Consider the following 16,252-nt stretch of genomic DNA (forward strand, 5'->3'; position numbering starts at 1 on the left):
GCCATGCCGGGTATCGACCGTCAGAACCGCGGAATGTCCGGAAACGCCACCTTCCCGGCGTGCACATGCATGCGGCCGAGCTCGGCGCAGCGATGCAAGGTCGGAAACACCTTTCCGGGATTGAGCAGGCCCTGCGCGTCAAAAGCGCATTTCAGGCGCTGCTGCTGGTTGAGGTCGATCTCGGTGAACATCTCCGGCATCAGGTCGCGCTTCTCGATGCCGACGCCGTGCTCGCCGGTGAGCACGCCGCCGAACTCGACGCAGGCGCGCAGGATGTCGGCGCCGAAGGCCTCGGCGCGCTCGATCTCGCCGGGCTTGTTGGCATCGTAGAGGATCAGCGGATGCAGATTGCCGTCGCCGGCGTGGAACACGTTGGCGCAGCCGAGCTGGTACTTTTCCGACAGTTCGCGGATGCGGGCGAGCGCCTTCGGCAGCGCGCCGCGCGGGATCGTGCCGTCCATGCAGAGATAATCGGGCGAGATGCGGCCAACGGCCGGAAACGCCGCTTTGCGGCCGGCCCAGAACAAATTGCGCTCGGCCTCGGAGGTCGAGATCTGGCAGGTGGTCGAGCCGCAAGCATTCGCAATGGTCTCGACGCGCGTGATCAGCTCGTCGACCTCGATCTTGGGACCGTCGAGCTCGATGATGAGCAGCGCTTCGACGTCGAGCGGATAGCCGGCATGAACGAAGGCCTCGGCGGCGTGGATCGCCGGCTTGTCCATCATCTCCATGCCGCCGGGAATGATGCCGGCGCCGATGATGCGCGCCACGCATTCGCCGGCCGCCTCAACCTGCGCGAAGCCGACCATCAGCGCCCGCGCCGTCTCCGGCTTTTGCAGGATGCGCACCGTGATCTCGGTGATGACCCCGAGCAGACCTTCCGAGCCGGTGATGACGCCCATCAGGTCGTAGCCGGTGTTCTCCGCCGACTTGCCGCCGATGCGCAGGATCTCGCCGCTCATCAGGACAATCTCGCAACCGAGCACGTTGTTGGTGGTCATGCCGTATTTCAGGCAGTGCACGCCGCCGGAATTCTCCGCGACATTGCCGCCGATCGAGCAGGCGATCTGCGAGGACGGATCGGGGGCGTAGTAGAAGCCGGCATGCGCGACCGCCTGGCTGATGGCGAGATTGGTGACGCCGGGCTCGGTGACGACGACGCGGTTGTCGAAATCGATCTCGCGGATCCGCTTGAACTTGCCGAGCCCGAGCAGCACGCCGTCTTCCAGCGGCAGCGCGCCCCCGGACAGCGAAGTGCCGGAGCCGCGCGGAACCACCTTGATCCCCTGCCCGGCACAATATTTCAGGACGAGCGAGACCTGCTCGGTGGTGTCGGGCAGCACCACGACCATCGGCGGTTGCCGATAGGCCGTCAGCCCGTCGGATTCGTAGGCCCGCATCTCGGAGGCGCTGTCGATCACGCCCTCGCCGGGCACGATTGCGCGCAATGCAGCCACGATCTCAGCGCGGCGCGCCAGCACGGTCTGGTCGCTCGCGGGCATCATGATGGCCATAACATATCCTTCCGACTCGTAGCCCACGATCAAATTATCGCGGCAAATCAACCACGTCCGCGCCTGTTTGGGTAGGCCATCCGAAAGTCGGAGCGGCCATCTTCGGCGAGTTCGCTCTGGGACAAGTAGGACAGCATGAAACCTGTCATGGTTTCGCGGCTTGTCCAAGCCGGGCGGGCCTGCCAAAACCGGCGGGTCCGTCGTTTGCCGACCAGGCAAGACCGACCAGCCTAGACCCACCAGGGAAGAGACGAAGAGCACCCGATGACAAAACTGACTTTTGGCGCACTGATGATCCTCACCGTGACTGCCACCGCACCCGCCGCGATGGCGCAGGATGTTGCGGCCGGCAAATCGTCGTTCAACAAATGCCTGGCCTGCCACGCCATCGGCGAAGGCGCCAAGAACAAGGTCGGCCCCGAGCTCAACGGCCTCAACGGCCGCAAGTCAGGCACCGCGCCGGACTACAATTATTCGGATGCGAACAAGAATTCCGGCATCACCTGGGACGAAGCCACGTTCAAGGAATACATCAAGGACCCCAAGGCCAAGATCCCCGGCACCAAGATGGCGTTCGCCGGCATCAAGAATGAGAACGAGATCAACAATCTCTGGTCCTTCGTCGCGCAGTTCGACAAGGACGGGAAAATCAAGCAGTAAGCGCGTGAACGGCGGCCGCCCGAGCTTCGGTTCTGATTGAGTCAGAACCGAAGCTCGGGCTTCTTGTTTTGACGCGTTTTCTTCACGCGAACCGGTATCCACTTCGCTCGAAAACGCTTTAATCGGCGGCCGCCTGCGCCGGGACGATTTTCCCGATCATCGTCTCGATCTCCGTCTTCACCAGATCCGGCACAGCGTTCTGCACCATGTGGCCGAGATCGGGCAGCACGATCAGCTTTGCACCCGGCACCATCGCGGCGAAGGGACGCGCGTGGATGCCGGTCTTCACCGTCTTGTCGGGCTCGCCGGCGATGATCGTGACCGGCGCCTTGATCTCGCCGTAACGCGCAGCCTGCGCCGTCACCGCTTCCTTCAGCGTCACCAAATCGTAGGCATTGGCGATGAACTCGCGCGGGCGCAGCAATAGCGGCGTCGCGGAGTCCTGCACGAAGCCATCCGGCATGGTCTGCGGCACGAAGACGCTGCGCGCGCCGGCCTCGGCAACGAAATACCCCATCGGCAGCGTGATGGTGTAGGCGAGCAGCGGGCCGATCACCGGCGTTGCGATGATCTCGTTGTAGCGGCCGACGCCGCCGCGCCAGGGATGGGTCACCGGCGCCAGCATGACGAGACCGGCGACGCGGCCGGGATGATCGAGCGCGATCCGCGCGCCGAGCGCACCGCTCCAGGAATGCACGACGAAGACCGCGCGATCGATCCCGAGCTTACGAAGCGCCTCGTCAATCATCCGGGCCTGGATCTGCGGCGTCGAATCCTGCCGCCGCATCCGCGTGCTCCAGCCGTGACCGGGACGGTCGATCAGGATGACGCGATGGTCTTTGGCCAGGAGGTCGCCGAGCGGACGCCGCATCGCTTCGAGATTGGAGCTCGCGCCGTGCAGCATCACGATCGGCACGCCTGAACCGCGCGGACCGATATCGACGACGTGAAGCACAGCGCCGTCGACCTCGACCATCCGGCCCTGAGGCGGAAAGGCGCGTTGCACGGCAAGGACGCCGGCCTGCGTGGCCAGCGCCAGCAGAACCAGCGCGGTCACGACTGACATCACGATCATGGAGAGAATCCGGGCGATCCAGGGCACCTGGCAGTTACGAGACTAGCGGGCGGCAGTTTCGCTCCGTGGAACCCGGCGCTCCACTTGAAAAGCCGGGGCTGTGGATATGTGCATAATTCGAGTATGAAAAAAGTCAATAAAATCAATGGTATTCCCCACAGCGCGCAAGCCTCGGACCAGCTTCATGCAGTCGTCATCGCGGCTTCCATATAATCGCCACGGTCGGTTCCGCCATCTAGGCGCGGGTGGGCGCCGATCCTCCTCGCAAACTCCAAGGGGATGCGGGAAGGCCGGCAGGATGTGTCCTGATTTGAACCGGAGAATGTCGATGAGCTTCAGATCCAAAGACACTGCGATCGACGAGATCGTGGCGAGCTGCAACGGTGACCTGCGCGGTGCAGTGCGGGCACTGCTTCTGATCAACGAGCATCTCGAGACGGAGCTTGCAAAGGCTTACGCCGCGGCCGCCGATCACGGCCTTGTCGAGCGCGCCGGTAGCGTCCTGCACTAAGTGCAGGCTAGTTCGTTCCGTCCTCGTCCTTTTCCTCGTCGGGTGTGACCGCAGGGCAGGCGCGGATCGTCGAACGGGCAAGCTTGGCATCGGCCCTGGACGTGTAGGGACCGTCGCCGAACCAGATGTCGCCGATGATCACGGGATTGCTGGTTACGATGTTGCATTTGCCGGTGGCGCGATTGCCGACCACCCAGAACAAGCCGTCGGCGAGGCTCATCGAGCCCGACGCGAGCAGCAATACACCTGCAAAGATCAAACGCTTCATGGCCGTGCTCCTGCCATGCAGGTAGGCCTGCGCGCGCTTCAACAATACCCCTGAGAACACCGCACATGTGATCGTGGTTAATCCGCGCACGCCGCAATCACTCGGGAAATGATCAACTTGTCCGCTAGATGTCGCGGCCTTCGACCTTCTCGGTCAGCGCCTTGACCTGCTCGGGGATCTTCTCGAGGTGCGGATTGACGGCCAGCGCCTTGCGGTAGGCCTCAAGCGCACGTTTCTCGTCACCGACCTCCTGCATGATCATGCCGAGGCCTGCGAGCGCGCCGAAATGGCGCGGCTCCCGGATCAGCACCTCGCGGATGTCGGCAAGCGAGCGGCCGTAGTCATTCTGCATGTAGTAGAGCGTGGCGCGCCGGTTCCAGGCCTCGATGTAGTCGGGCCTGAGCTTGATGACCGAATCCAGCAGCTTGATCGCAATGTCGATCTTCTGCGCGTCGACCGCGGTCTTGGCCCGCGCCATCAACAGCGATGCGGTGTCGCTCGGGGTCTGGATCCAGATCGCCCAGATCCGTGCCTCCACATGCTTGGCGCTGGCCTCGTCCGGCGCGGCCTTCAGCGCGCCGAACAGGAAATCGAGATTCTTGCTGCGGTCGACCTTGGGCAGCTTGGCCGGCGCCTCCGGCAGCTTCTTCTGTTCCTTGCCGGGAGGGGCAGGCAGCTCTTTCTGCGCCAGGGCTGGCGTAAGGCCAGTGGCGCCCAGCACAAGGGCCAGACACAGGGTGCGCGCGAAAGGGAAGCTCACTGCCAAGAATCTCACTGCCATGGCCAAAGTCTAGACGCGCAAAGCCGCCCTTGCAAAGCAAAGGCGGCGTCAAACTCGTGTGAGCCGTGGTCTTGCGGGGCGCGCGCGAGGCGACCGCGAGGGCAATATCAGCCCTGGCGAGCCTTGAAGCGGCGCTGCACCTTGTTGATCACATAGACCCGGCCCTTGCGGCGGACCAGGCGGTTGGCGCGATGGCGACCGCGCAGCGATTTCAGCGAGTTACGGACCTTCATGGCAGAATCCTGAACGTTCGAAAGGCCGTGTTCGGCACTACCGTTTCGGCACGCGCGAATGTGGCAAAATGAGATCTTTCCCGCTGGCGGACCGACCGCCCGGGACGGGGCGGTTCTTAAGGCATGGGAGGACCGGATGTCAATGTTAACTGCCCGGTTCCGGACCAGCAAATTCTGGAAAACAACCCCATGCAAAGTAGAAAGCAAGTAGAAACGGCCGGATCGGCCCGATCTACGCATTTGTCGACTTGGGGCTTCGCTTCGACGACGTGCCTTGCCAAATTCGTTATATCATATAATCAATTCGACAACCCGTCGGGAGGAAACCAATGCCGAAGCTGAAGCTGCCCAACATCGACGATGTCGTCGCCATCGACATCCACACCCACGCCGAGGAGCCCTGCGGCACCCATCCCGACGACGGCTATGACGACTTCCAGGCGCAGATGGCGGACTATTTCAAGTCGCCGCACAAGCATCCGCCGACCGTGCCGGAGACCGCGGCCTACTATCGCTCCAAGAACATCGCAGCCGTGATCTTCCCTGTCGATGCCGAGCGCGAGACCGGCTTCCGCCGCTACAAAAATGAGGAGATGCTGGAGATCGCCTCCGACCATCTCGACGTCCTCATCCCCTTCGTCTCGATCGACCCGCACAAGGGCAAGCTCGGCGTGCGCGAGGCGCGCAAGCTGATCGAGGAATACGGCGTCCGCGGGTTCAAATTCCATCCGACCATGCAGGGCTTCTACGCCAACGACCGCATGGCCTATCCGCTCTACGAAGAGATCAACAATGGCGGCGCGATCGCGCTGTTCCACACCGGCCAGACCGGTGTCGGCTCCGGCATGCCCGGCGGCATGGGCATGCGGCTGAAATATTCCAACCCGATGTACATGGACGACGTCGCGGCTGACTTCCCCGACCTCAAGATCATCCTCGCCCACCCCTCCTTCCCCTGGCAGGAGGAAGCGCTCTCGGTCGCGACTCACAAGCCGAACGTCTACATCGACCTCTCGGGCTGGTCGCCAAAGTATTTCCCGCCGATCCTGGTGCGCTACATCAACTCGATCCTTCAGGACAAGATGCTGTTCGGCTCGGACTGGCCGGTGATCACGCCGGACCGTTGGCTGTCGGACTTCGCAAAAATCGAGATCCGCGACGAGATCCGGCCGAAGGTGCTGAAGGCCAACGCGCGCAGGCTGCTGGGGATCTAGCCGCGTACTCATCGCCACGGCGCATTGAGGGCTTCGACCGGTTGCCGAAGCCCTCACGCTCAGGCGCTCGAGGCCTCGCTGAGGCGGGCAAGGCGGCCCTAAAACTCCAGCTTGTCGCGTATGGCGTCGATTCCGGCCCTGGCGCAGGCTTCGTCAGCATCACCGCCGGGCGCCCCAGACACACCGACGGCTCCGACCAGCGAACCGCCCGCTTCGACAATCAATCCGCCACCTATAATGACCGTGCCGGGGAGATTGCGGATACCGGCCTGCATCATGCCAGGTTGGCTGACGGCATTCAGTTCGGTGGTGCTGGTACGGAATGTTGCTGCGGTCCACGCCTTGCCCGAGGCCGTTGAAACGGTGTGAGCACCTGCGAACCTGTCACGAAGGATCACCTGTGTCCCCCCGAAGCGATCGACGACCGCGACGGCGACCTGGTACCCGCGTGATCGGCAATCGGCAAGCGATGCCCGGGCCAGATCAAGCGCCAGCTCAGGACTCAGGGATTTGTAGGTCGCGAGCGGCTCCTGCGCCGTTGCCGGGTGCGCGAGCATCAACAGGACGGTGGCCGCAAGCAGGGTTCGAGCGAGCATGGTTTCTCCGACGTGAGCGGGTCGACGCCGATGTTAACCTAGTTCAGCGCACCGTATGTCAGGTCGTCGAATACGGTGACACTGTCGGCCTTGGTCCACAAGCCGATCATGCCGGCGTCCCTGATCGATTCGTCCTCCACCTCGAACATCGGCTTGCCGTCATACGTCACCTTGAATAGCTTTCCCGCGAATTCGCAACGTAGGGAATGCCATTGACCTGACGGCACCGATACCTTGACGCCATAGCCGCCTTTCCGGCCGACAATATCGAGCGCGCTGCGAACACCCTTGATCGTCTTGTAGAGCACAACATTGTCTTCAAGCGCGTTGGCCCGCACGACATAGTAATTGTCGGCATCCTTTGCGCGCCAGACAATACCGGCCGCACGATCCTCGGAGCCTGCGATCGCCTTGAACTTGACCTCGACAAACCCGTCCAGGATGCTGGTACCGTTCCTGAGCGCCACTGGAAACGTCGCCTGACCGGATTGTTTCAGGACGTTCGGCTTGCTTGGCGCCGTCGACTCCACCTCGACCGTCCATTTGGGCTGGCCACGACCCGTCATCGTCAGAGTCCAGCCTTCGGGCGCTGCGCCGGTTGCTGCGTTGTCAAAATTTACAGTTTCTGCCATCGCGTTTCCTCCCACCAACAATAGGAACAACGCCGCCCCCAAGAGCGCTACGCTCATTTTTTGCACGACGTCTAAGCTTCCCGCCTGTATTGATCGTACAGTGTTGCAGCGTTGTCCCACTTGATCGCTTCCATGTAGATGTCGACATACTTCGCGGCCGCCGCGCCATAATCCATATGATAGGCGTGCTCATACATGTCGAGCACCAGCACGGGGCGTCCGCCGGCCAGCGTCGTCGTGTGGTCGGCGGCCCACTGATTGACCAGCCGCTTGTCGCGCGGTGAGTAGGAAAGAATCACCCAGCCGGAGCCGCCGCCTTCGGCCTTGCCCATGGCGGAGAACTCCGCGCGCCACCGCTCCATGCTGCCGAAGTCGCGCGCGATCGCGTCGGCAAGTGGTGTGCTCGGCTTGCCGGCACCGCCGAGCCCGTCGAAATAGATTTCGTGGAGGATCATCGAGTTTGACGCGACGAGTTCCTCGCGCTTCAGGCCGTTGATGACGAAGTTCGGAGCTTTCGCGAAGTCGAGCTCGGCGAGTTGCGTTCCGATCGCGTTGAGTCGCTTTACGGCACCGACATAGTTGTTCTCGTAGTGGCTGACGAGCACCTTCTCCGAGATGCCGGCAATGGATTTCGGATCGAACGGCATCGGCTTGGGCTGGTATGTCATTGGCCTGGCTCCTGTTGGCTGATTGGCTTGCGCAAGGGCTTGCGTCCCCGCGAGTATTGCGGTCGATGCCGCGGCGGCCCCCACGCCCCTGATGAAGTCTCGGCGGTCGGTATTCGTCGTCATGGAGTCCTCCACGTCATCGTCGTCCCCGACTTGCCCCGTGTGCTCGCTAGCTCTTGGTGCTCGCCGTCTTGTCGAGTGCGCAAATAGACCGCGCGGTCCTTGTCGATACGGACATCGACGAGGGTCGGCGCGCTGGCGGCGCCAATTGACGGGACAATTTCTCTGATGAGATCGAGATGAAAGAAGACATGCGGCGTCCTTGGTGACCAGGACGCGATACTTGGGCATGTCGCCTCGCGGGGAGATCGCAAATCCCCGTACCCTGAATTAAACGCCTGCCGGCGGCAGTGTCAATCTGCTGCGCGAGGTCGACGGGGTGACGATTGTTTGAAGAAGGTTCCGACCTTGTCGAGTACCGGGCCGTTTCGGTATTGTCCGTGCGCCACCGCAAAGTCCCAAAGGAGCGAGCCATGAGCATCAAGGCCGTCGTCTTCGACGCTTACGGAACGCTGTACGACATCCAGTCGGTCGCAGAGATCACCGAGGATGCTTTTCCGGGTTATGGCGAGATCATCACGCAGGTCTGGCGGATCAAGCAGCTCGAATACACCTGGTTGCGCTCGCTGATGCGGCGCTACCAGGATTTTGCCGCCGTCACGCGCGACTCGCTCGCCTATACGCTGCGCCTGCTCGGGCTCGCCTACGAAGGCGAAGCGTTCGAGCGGGTGATCGAGAAATACCTGGATCTCGATCTCTACCCCGATGCAGCCGCCGCGCTTGCCGCGCTGAAGCCGCGAAAGCTCGCCATCCTCTCGAATGGCAGTCCGGACATGCTGAATGCGCTCGTGCGCAATTCCGGGCTCGACCGTCTGCTCGACGCTACCATCAGCGTGGATGCAAAGAAGGTCTTCAAGCCATCTCCAGAGGCCTACACGCTGATCGGCGAGACGTTCGGCACCAAGCCGGATGAGGTTCTGTTCGTCTCGTCCAATCCCTGGGATGTCGCCGGCGCGAAGTCGTTCGGGCTGAACGTCGCCTGGATCGAACGCGTGACGCCCGAGGCGATGGCGCTGGCTTGCGTCGAGAACGAACTCGTGGCACCGCTGACGATGTATAAGGCGATCCGGACCCAGATGGACGAGCTAGGGTTCGCGCCGGATCATCGTGTCCGCGCGCTCTCGGAACTGCCAACGATCGCCTAAGCATCGCCGCCCGCCCATGAGTCTGGAATGAGCTGTTTGGAATGAGCCTTCAATCCGTTCGCGCCTTCTTCGCCGAGAAAGCCCCCGACATCTCCGTCATCGAATCCCCGATCAGCTCGGCCACGGTGCCGCTGGCCGCCGAAGCCTATGGCGTCGAGCCCGGCCGGATCGCCAAGACCCTGTCGTTGCGCATCGGCGAGCGTGTGATCCTGATCGTTGCCGCCGGCACCTCGCGCATGGACAACAAGAAGGTCAAGGCTGCGTTCGGCGGCAAGCCGAAGATGCTGGGGCTGGAGGAGGTTGCCGAGATCACCGGCCACGAGGTCGGCGGCGTCTGCCCGTTCGGACTGAAGTCACCGCTGCCGATTTATTGCGATGTGTCGCTGAAGGCGTTCGACGTGGTGGTGCCGGCCGCAGGCTCGACCCACAGCGCCGTGCGCATCACACCCGAGCGGATGGCGGAGCTCACCGCGGCCGAATGGGTCGACGTCTGCGAGCACAGGCCTTAAGGCGGCTCCGGCCTGTCCTCGTGAACCACGGCGCGGAGGCAGACCTCACGCCAGGTCGGTTTTGGCACCTGGCTGGCTGCATTCGTTGCACGGGTATGACGGTTTCGGGACTGGACGACCGGTCGTTGAGCCGCGATGGGGCCAGATGCGATGCCTGATGCAATTGCCGGTCAGGGAGGCTACCATATGGACCATGACCGACGACAAGGTGAAACGACGATTGACCACCGTCCTGTGCGCTGACGTGCAGGGCTATTCTCGCCTCATGGAGGCAGACGAGACCGGAACGTTGGAGACGCTGCGCCGCTACCGCACTGCCTTTGCGGGACTGGTGGAGCGTCATGACGGCCGGATCGTGAATACCTGGGGCGATGCTGTGATCGCCGAGTTCGCCAGCGTCGTCGAGGCCGTGCAATGTGCGGTCGAAATTCAGCAGGAAATTTCCAACCAGGATTCGGACCCACCTCACGCGAACCCGATGCGGTTTCGCATCGGCATTAACCTCGGCGATGTGATGGTGGACGGGTCCGACATCTACGGCGACGGAGTCAATATCGCGTCGCGGCTGCAAGAGCTCGCCGAACCCGGCGGCGTTGTGATCTCAAGCTCCGTCTACGATCAGGTGCACAACAAATTGTCCGTTGGCTTCGACTGTCTCGGCCAGCGACCAATGAAGAACGTTGCTCCCATGACCAGCTATCGCGTGGCCATGAGCGGCCAAAGCGCTGGGCGACGGAGCTTCCCGGTTGACGAAAGCCTCCCTTCCCAGGGGCGGGCAGTTGCAGATTCGGAAACTGGCGCGCGATGGATTGACAGCAGGCACGAGCCATCCACCTGGATGGGCTTCGTCTCGGATTGGCTGGCGAAGCTGCCCCGCCCGGTTGCAGTGGCCCTCACGGTTTCGGGCTTTCTGATTCTGATCAACGTTTTCACCGGCATGCACAAGATCTGGTTCCATTGGCCAGTCGCAGCATTGCTCTTCGGTGCCCTCTTGCGGACAGCGCTCCGGCAGCGACCCGAGCCGAACAGCAAGCGGGAGCGCCAAACGAGTCGGGAGTGAGACGGTCGCTTCAGGTTATGACTTGAGCATGACCTCTTCGGAAAATCGCATCACACTTTTCCGGATCATGCTCTAGTCGTTGTCATCATCATAGGGACGTGGTGGCGCGGCGACAGGCGGCGGCGCATTGTTGTAGCGCGGCGGCGGCACAGACCGGCCGCGCGGGACCGGCTGCTGCGGCTGGGCCTGGTTGTTCGACTGGAACACCGCCCGGCATGCGCTCGAAAGTTGCGGCGTGTTCTGCTGCAGGCAGGCCACAATGCGGTTCGTATCCGGAATCTGGTCGCTGCACAGGCGCCAGACATCCGGCGTGCACGCCATCTGCTGTTCCATTGTGCCGCGATAGTCCTGGGCTGACGCCGCGCCCTGCGCGACGATGCCGCTGACTGCAAGCGCCAGACCCAGCGCAATCCGCTCTGTTCGCATATCCCGATCCTTCTCGATTCCCTTGATTTGTCTTCAATCAATGAGACGCGGTCAGGTTCTGAACCAACAAAAAAATGTGAAAATGCGGCGGGAACCTATTCCACCTTGCCGATCTTCTTCACCGCCGCGATCAGCCGCGCGCTGTCCGTCGCCACGAATTGCGAGAATGCCGGCGCGTCCTGATAGGCGGCCAGACTGCCCGAGGCCTCGAAGCTCCTGAGCACATCCGGACTCGTCATCACCTTCGCCATCGCTTCGCGCAGGCGGCTCGCGACCGGCGCAGGAAGAGCGCTCTGTGCAAAGAGCCCGGCCCAGATGTACATCTCGACGTCCTTGTAGCCGAGCTCCTGAAAGGTCGGAACGTCGGGGAAGCTCGCGATGCGCTGTGCGCCGCAATTGCCGAGCACGCGCAGCTTGCCGTCGTCGACCTGCGGCTTCAAGGTACCGGGCGCGGCTGCTATCGCCTGCACGGTGCCGCTGAGCAGCGCGGTCAGCGCCGGGCCCGCGCCGCGGAACGGAACATGCAGCAATTTGATGTCGGCGCTGCTCGCGAACATCTCCATCGCGACATGCAGCGTCCCGTAAGGACCGGACGAGCCGTAAGTGATCTGGCCCGGCCGCTTCTTCGCATCCTCGACGAAATCCTGCGCCGTCTTCCACGGCGCCGAGGCCGGCACCGCGAGCAGCGTGGGATCGGCGAGGACGCGCGCGATCGGCATGAACTGCGAGACTTCGTAGGCAACGGGTCGGTCGAACAGACGGTCGGCCTCGGGAAGCACCGCGAGCGAGGACAGCGTCATCAGCAGCGTGTAGCCGTCGGGCTCTGCGCGCGCCGCCGCGGCATTGCCGACCGATCCGCCGGCGCCACCGGCGCGGTTGTCGACGATGACGGGCTTGCCGAGGATCCGCTCCAGCGCCATCGCGACGGGGCGCGCCGCGAGATCGGCCTGGCCGCCGGCCGGAAACGGCACGATCATGGTGATGTTGCGCACCGGATAGGCTTGCGCGAAGGCCTTGTCAGGTAAAGCAGCCCGCAACAACGGCAATGCCGCAGCGGCGCGCAAGAGATCGCGTCGATCCATCATAGTCCCCTCGCCCCCGATTATCTTTGTTTCGCTGGCAGCCTAACCGGCCGAGCGGCAAGAACAAGGCGTTTACGAAGTATTGACCATGTTCGGTCCGGCCCGGAACGCTTCCGTGAACCCGCTGTTGCCCTCTTGAGGGAGTGAGTGATGCGGAATCTTGCGACCATCGACGTCGCCCTGGACGAGATGCTGGTGAATCTCGCAGCGATCGTCTTGCGGCTTTCAAAGCCCGAATTGACGCGAACGCCGGAAGCGCGGCGCGCCCTGGCGCAATCGGTCCATCAATACACCGCCTGCGCGGCGCGCTCGAACGACCCGCGTGTTCATGAACTGAAGTCGCAGCTGGAGGAGACGCTGAAGCCAGCCTTGCGCATTGTCGCGATCAACGGCGTGAAGGTGTCGTGATCGGAAGTCGTAATCTGAAATGGTGGGCACGCTTCGCTTTGCCCACCCTACGATAGTTGTGCGGAGGATCGACGAGCGAGATCTCGTAGGGTGGGCAAAGGCGCGCTCTTCGCGCGCCGTGCCCACCATCATTCTCCGAACTGCCCCGCGATATCCCGCATATCCCCTCCCCAATCCACGGGGAGAGTGCCTTGGTCGACGTAGCGATGGAAGCTGCTGAGCGACCAATCGCGCACACGCGTGACGAGGCCATGCTTCACTGGATTGAAGTGGATGTAATCGACGTGGCGCTCCAAGTCCGCGTCGTCTCGAATCGCGTGCTCCCAGTAGCGGCGCTGCCAAATTCCCTTCTCGCGCTTGAGTGACTTGCTTGCCGAGCGCTCCTGCGCTTCCAATCCTCGCGAGAAACCGCCCTTGATCAAATTCCAACGCGACGAAAAGTCGGAATCATTCTTCGGGAGCGACCAAATGGCATGGAGATGGTCGGGCAGGATACAGATCGCGACGGTCTCGAACGGTCGGCGCTGCTGAACGGTTTGGTAAATTCGTCTTAGGCGATCAACATGATCCGCGAGCAGAGTGCTTGAACGATCGGCGAGCACGACCGTAAAGAAGAATGTGCTGCCTTGTGTGCGCCGATATCGAGACATCTGCGATCCCATCAGGCAAAGGCGTGGGCACGCTTCGCTTTGCCCACCCTACGATAGCCGTTTGCAGGATAGACTAGCGAGATCACGTAGGGTGGGCAAAGGCGCAACGCGCCGTGCCCACCAAGGGATCTACCCCGCTTTGTTGACACCTTTCTTCGGCCGCCGCTTGCACGTGCCCGGCAGCTTCGCCGCGAGAAAATCGCCGAGCGCCTCGACGCGTGCGGGGCGCGGGCCGCCGGGTGGCGTGACCAGATGCACGGCGCCTTCGGCCTGCTTCCAGTCTTTCAGGATCACCTCGACTTCGCCGGACGAAATCGCCTCGCCGACGATGAACTCGGGCAGCTCGGCGATGCCGAGACCGGCGATCAGCGCCGGCATCACCGCTTCACCGTTGTTGACGCGAAGCTGTCCGCCCGGACGGACGCTGGCCTGCTCGCCTGCCGAATTGGTGTAGTTCCAGACATTGGGCGTGGAGAGATAGGCGTAGCTGAAGCATTTGTGTTCGGCGAGATGCATCGGATGCGTCGGCCGGCCATGTTTCTTGAGGTAGGACGGCGCCGCCACCGTGAAGCGCGGCATGGTGAAGAGCCGCCGTGCGATCAGCGAAGAGTCCGGCAGCCGCGCGATCCGCACCGCCATGTCAAAACCCTCGCCGATCAGATCGATCGTCGCATCGCTCAGATGCAGATCGACCGAGACCTCCGGATAGGTTTCGAAGAACTCCGGCAGCAACGGCGCCACCGCCTTGATCCCGAACGTCATGGGCACAGCGAGCCGGACCAGGCCGCGCGGCGCCACCGATTGCGCCAGCGCCTCGTTCTCGGCCGCCTCGCCGTCGACGAGCAGGCGCGTGGCGCGTTCGGCGAGCTTGTGCCCGGCATCGGTCAGCGCCAGCCGCCGCGAGGTGCGGTTGAACAGCCGGGCACCGAGTCGTTCCTCCAGCCGCGTGACCGCCTTGGACACCGTTGCCTTGGACATCGCGAGCTCGCTCGCGGCCCCCGCAAACGACCGTAATTCCACGACTTTTGCGAAAATCGCGAGCGCCTCGAAATCGGGGAGTTTTGCCATGTGCGCCGGTCCAATTGGGGTATTTCAGGAAACAATGCGTTTCAACAGTTTCTATTTCTATACCACAGACGGAGGCTTATCCAAGGGTCATCAGACATTCAGGAATGGAGAAATCCAATGACCAAGAAGCTCTCAGGCAAGGTTGCCCTCGTCACCGCCGGCTCGCGCGGCATCGGCGCGGCCTCGGCCCGCGCTCTCGCCGATGAAGGCGCGGATGTCGCCATCAGCTATGTCGCCTCGCCGGAAAAGGCCGAGGCGGTCGTTACCGAGCTCAAGGCCCGCGGCGTCAAGGCGCGCGCTTTCAAGGCAGACCAAGCCTCGGCCAAGGACGTGACGCAGCTCGTCAACGACGTCGCCAAGGAATTCGGCCATCTCGACATCCTCGTCAACAATGCCGGCGTTGCCGCGGGCGGAGCTATCGATGATGCGAAGGCTGACACGGCCGCGCTTGAGCGGCAGGATTCCATCAACGTACACGGCGTGATCGCGGCGATCCGCGCTGCTTCGCAATTGATGGGCGAAGGCGGCCGCATCGTCACCGTCGGCTCCATGCTCGCCGACCGCGCCTCGTTCCCGGGGCTTGCCGACTACGTCGCCACCAAGGCGGCCGTCGTCGGCTACACCAAGGGCGCGGCACGCGACCTCGGCCCGCGCGGCATCACCGTGAACGTGGTGCAGCCCGGCTCGATCGACACCGACATGAACCCGAAGGACGGCGGCGAGTTCGCCGAGACGCAGCGCAAGCAGCACGCGCTGCAGCGCTTCGGCCGCCCCGAGGAAGTCGCCGCCGGCGTCGTGTTCCTCGCAAGCCCGGAAGCCTCCTTCGTCACCGGCACAGTGCTCAACGTCGACGGCGGGTTCGGCGCCTGATCAAGGCGCCACCCGTTCAACCCAAAGGATCACACAAAGGAATTACGCAGATGATCGAACTCAGACCTTTCGCAAAGCTCGGCGGCGCCGATCACGGCTGGCTCAAGGCCAAGCACCATTTCTCCTTCGCCAGCCACTACGACCCAAACAACATGGGTCATGGCGCCCTGCGGGTGTGGAACGACGACGAGATCGCGCCGAACACCGGCTTTCCCGCCCATCCTCACGCCAACATGGAAATCATTACCTATGTGCGCGAAGGCGCGATCACCCATCAGGACAGCCTCGGCAACGAGGGCCGCACCGAAGCGGGCGACGTGCAGGTGATGAGCGCGGGCAGCGGTGTCCGCCACTCCGAGTACAATCTGGAGCCGACCAAGACCCGCATCTTCCAGATCTGGATCGAGCCTGTGGCGCGCGGGGGCCAGCCGACCTGGGGCTCGAAGCCGTTTCCGAAGGCGGACCGTTCCGGCAAGCTCGTCACCATCGCCAGCGGCGACGAGAACGACAAGGACGCCTTGCCGATCCGCGCCGACGCGCGGGTGCTGGCGACCACGCTCAAGGCCGGCGAAACGGCTGAGTATTCAGCTCAGAAGTCGCGCCACCTTTATCTCGTGCCAGCGGCAGGCGCGGTCGAAATCAACGGCGTGCGCGTCAATGCCCGCGACGGCGCCGCGATCCGCGACGAGGACAGGCTGAAGATCACGGCTCTGGAAGATTCCGAGCTCGTGCTCGTCGACGCGGCTTAAGCGCTATCCGTCA

Annotated in this window: 21 protein-coding genes; 9 read left to right on the forward strand and 12 right to left on the reverse strand. The window is 63.0% G+C overall.

Translation table 11 applies throughout. The features are described from left to right. Positions 1-20: 20 nt before the first annotated feature. Positions 21-1,514 (reverse strand): FAD-linked oxidase C-terminal domain-containing protein, encoded by a 1,494-nt coding sequence (locus tag AB7Z56_RS38335; protein ID WP_063985637.1) that lies wholly within the window; start codon positions 1,512-1,514, stop codon positions 21-23. 264 nt (positions 1,515-1,778) lie between these two features. Between AB7Z56_RS38335 and cycA the strand changes: the two genes are divergently transcribed. Beyond that, positions 1,779-2,174, forward strand: coding sequence for a cytochrome c-550 CycA (gene cycA, locus AB7Z56_RS38340; RefSeq protein WP_063985638.1), 396 nt, complete (start codon positions 1,779-1,781; stop codon positions 2,172-2,174). Between the two features lie 118 nt (positions 2,175-2,292). Here cycA and AB7Z56_RS38345 read toward each other — a convergent pair whose 3' ends face one another. Next, complete coding sequence (locus tag AB7Z56_RS38345; protein ID WP_063985639.1) at positions 2,293-3,249, reverse strand: alpha/beta fold hydrolase; 957 nt, start codon at positions 3,247-3,249, stop codon at positions 2,293-2,295. Positions 3,250-3,577: 328 nt separating this feature from the next. Here AB7Z56_RS38345 and AB7Z56_RS38350 point away from each other — a divergent pair, with 328 nt between their 5' ends. Continuing rightward, positions 3,578-3,760 (forward strand): hypothetical protein, encoded by a 183-nt coding sequence (locus AB7Z56_RS38350; RefSeq protein WP_063986707.1) that lies wholly within the window; start codon positions 3,578-3,580, stop codon positions 3,758-3,760. Positions 3,761-3,767: 7 nt separating this feature from the next. Here the strand turns inward: AB7Z56_RS38350 and AB7Z56_RS38355 are convergent, their stop codons facing one another. The 3 genes from AB7Z56_RS38355 to ykgO all read right to left on the reverse strand — a co-directional run bounded on the left by AB7Z56_RS38355 (position 3,768) and on the right by ykgO (position 5,042). Beyond that, positions 3,768-4,028 carry a hypothetical protein gene (locus AB7Z56_RS38355; RefSeq protein WP_063986708.1) on the reverse strand — a complete coding sequence of 87 codons (261 nt, stop codon included), beginning with the start codon at positions 4,026-4,028 and terminating at the stop codon, positions 3,768-3,770. 124 nt (positions 4,029-4,152) lie between these two features. After that, positions 4,153-4,809, reverse strand: a complete 657-nt coding sequence (locus AB7Z56_RS38360; protein WP_094184308.1) for a tetratricopeptide repeat protein — start codon at positions 4,807-4,809, stop codon at positions 4,153-4,155. A gap of 107 nt (positions 4,810-4,916) precedes the next feature. After that, positions 4,917-5,042, reverse strand: a complete 126-nt coding sequence (gene ykgO / locus AB7Z56_RS38365; RefSeq protein WP_006611362.1) for a type B 50S ribosomal protein L36 — start codon at positions 5,040-5,042, stop codon at positions 4,917-4,919. Between the two features lie 329 nt (positions 5,043-5,371). Between ykgO and AB7Z56_RS38370 the strand changes: the two genes are divergently transcribed. After that, complete coding sequence (locus AB7Z56_RS38370; RefSeq protein WP_028147972.1) at positions 5,372-6,256, forward strand: amidohydrolase family protein; 885 nt, start codon at positions 5,372-5,374, stop codon at positions 6,254-6,256. 98 nt (positions 6,257-6,354) lie between these two features. On the opposite strand, the gene AB7Z56_RS38375 is transcribed toward AB7Z56_RS38370, so the two are convergent. Genes AB7Z56_RS38375 through AB7Z56_RS38385 form a run of 3 tightly spaced genes read right to left on the reverse strand, consistent with a single transcriptional unit; the run spans position 6,355 to position 8,152 of the window. Further along, complete coding sequence (locus AB7Z56_RS38375; protein ID WP_063985640.1) at positions 6,355-6,852, reverse strand: GlcG/HbpS family heme-binding protein; 498 nt, start codon at positions 6,850-6,852, stop codon at positions 6,355-6,357. A 38-nt stretch (positions 6,853-6,890) separates the two neighbouring features. After that, complete coding sequence (locus AB7Z56_RS38380; protein ID WP_063985641.1) at positions 6,891-7,541, reverse strand: hypothetical protein; 651 nt, start codon at positions 7,539-7,541, stop codon at positions 6,891-6,893. 14 nt (positions 7,542-7,555) lie between these two features. Then, positions 7,556-8,152: a superoxide dismutase gene (locus AB7Z56_RS38385; RefSeq protein WP_028147969.1), complete on the reverse strand. Its 597-nt coding sequence runs from the start codon at positions 8,150-8,152 to the stop codon at positions 7,556-7,558. Positions 8,153-8,685: 533 nt separating this feature from the next. On the opposite strand from AB7Z56_RS38385, the gene AB7Z56_RS38390 reads away from it, so the two are divergent. The 3 genes from AB7Z56_RS38390 (at position 8,686) to AB7Z56_RS38400 (ending at position 10,986) form a co-directional block, all read left to right on the forward strand. Then, positions 8,686-9,417 (forward strand): haloacid dehalogenase type II, encoded by a 732-nt coding sequence (locus AB7Z56_RS38390; protein ID WP_231143641.1) that lies wholly within the window; start codon positions 8,686-8,688, stop codon positions 9,415-9,417. A gap of 41 nt (positions 9,418-9,458) precedes the next feature. Continuing rightward, positions 9,459-9,926 (forward strand): YbaK/EbsC family protein, encoded by a 468-nt coding sequence (locus AB7Z56_RS38395; protein WP_014491890.1) that lies wholly within the window; start codon positions 9,459-9,461, stop codon positions 9,924-9,926. 193 nt (positions 9,927-10,119) lie between these two features. Beyond that, entirely contained in the window at positions 10,120-10,986 is an 867-nt protein-coding gene (locus AB7Z56_RS38400; protein ID WP_063986710.1) for an adenylate/guanylate cyclase domain-containing protein, read from the forward strand. A 72-nt stretch (positions 10,987-11,058) separates the two neighbouring features. On the opposite strand, the gene AB7Z56_RS38405 is transcribed toward AB7Z56_RS38400, so the two are convergent. Then, the gene (locus tag AB7Z56_RS38405) at positions 11,059-11,412 is read right to left on the reverse strand and encodes a cysteine rich repeat-containing protein (protein ID WP_063985643.1); all 354 of its coding nucleotides are present in this window, start codon (positions 11,410-11,412) and stop codon (positions 11,059-11,061) included. 95 nt (positions 11,413-11,507) lie between these two features. Further along, positions 11,508-12,494 carry a tripartite tricarboxylate transporter substrate binding protein gene (locus AB7Z56_RS38410; protein WP_063986711.1) on the reverse strand — a complete coding sequence of 329 codons (987 nt, stop codon included), beginning with the start codon at positions 12,492-12,494 and terminating at the stop codon, positions 11,508-11,510. A 150-nt stretch (positions 12,495-12,644) separates the two neighbouring features. On the opposite strand from AB7Z56_RS38410, the gene AB7Z56_RS38415 reads away from it, so the two are divergent. After that, positions 12,645-12,902, forward strand: a complete 258-nt coding sequence (locus AB7Z56_RS38415) for a hypothetical protein (RefSeq protein ID WP_063985644.1) — start codon at positions 12,645-12,647, stop codon at positions 12,900-12,902. A gap of 128 nt (positions 12,903-13,030) precedes the next feature. Here AB7Z56_RS38415 and AB7Z56_RS38420 read toward each other — a convergent pair whose 3' ends face one another. After that, the gene (locus tag AB7Z56_RS38420; protein ID WP_063985645.1) at positions 13,031-13,552 is read right to left on the reverse strand and encodes an REP-associated tyrosine transposase; all 522 of its coding nucleotides are present in this window, start codon (positions 13,550-13,552) and stop codon (positions 13,031-13,033) included. A 129-nt stretch (positions 13,553-13,681) separates the two neighbouring features. Beyond that, complete coding sequence (locus AB7Z56_RS38425) at positions 13,682-14,620, reverse strand: LysR family transcriptional regulator (RefSeq protein WP_028147962.1); 939 nt, start codon at positions 14,618-14,620, stop codon at positions 13,682-13,684. 117 nt (positions 14,621-14,737) lie between these two features. Between AB7Z56_RS38425 and AB7Z56_RS38430 the strand changes: the two genes are divergently transcribed. Together AB7Z56_RS38430 and AB7Z56_RS38435 are read left to right on the forward strand one after the other, a co-directional pair. Next, entirely contained in the window at positions 14,738-15,490 is a 753-nt protein-coding gene (locus tag AB7Z56_RS38430) for an SDR family NAD(P)-dependent oxidoreductase (RefSeq protein ID WP_441256768.1), read from the forward strand. A gap of 50 nt (positions 15,491-15,540) precedes the next feature. Continuing rightward, entirely contained in the window at positions 15,541-16,239 is a 699-nt protein-coding gene (locus AB7Z56_RS38435; protein WP_028147960.1) for a pirin family protein, read from the forward strand. Positions 16,240-16,252 lie beyond the last annotated feature (13 nt).

Source organism: Bradyrhizobium sp. 482_C4_N1_8 (genome assembly GCF_052075965.1).
In the GTDB taxonomy this organism is placed as follows: Bacteria; Pseudomonadota; Alphaproteobacteria; order Rhizobiales; family Xanthobacteraceae; genus Bradyrhizobium; species Bradyrhizobium barranii.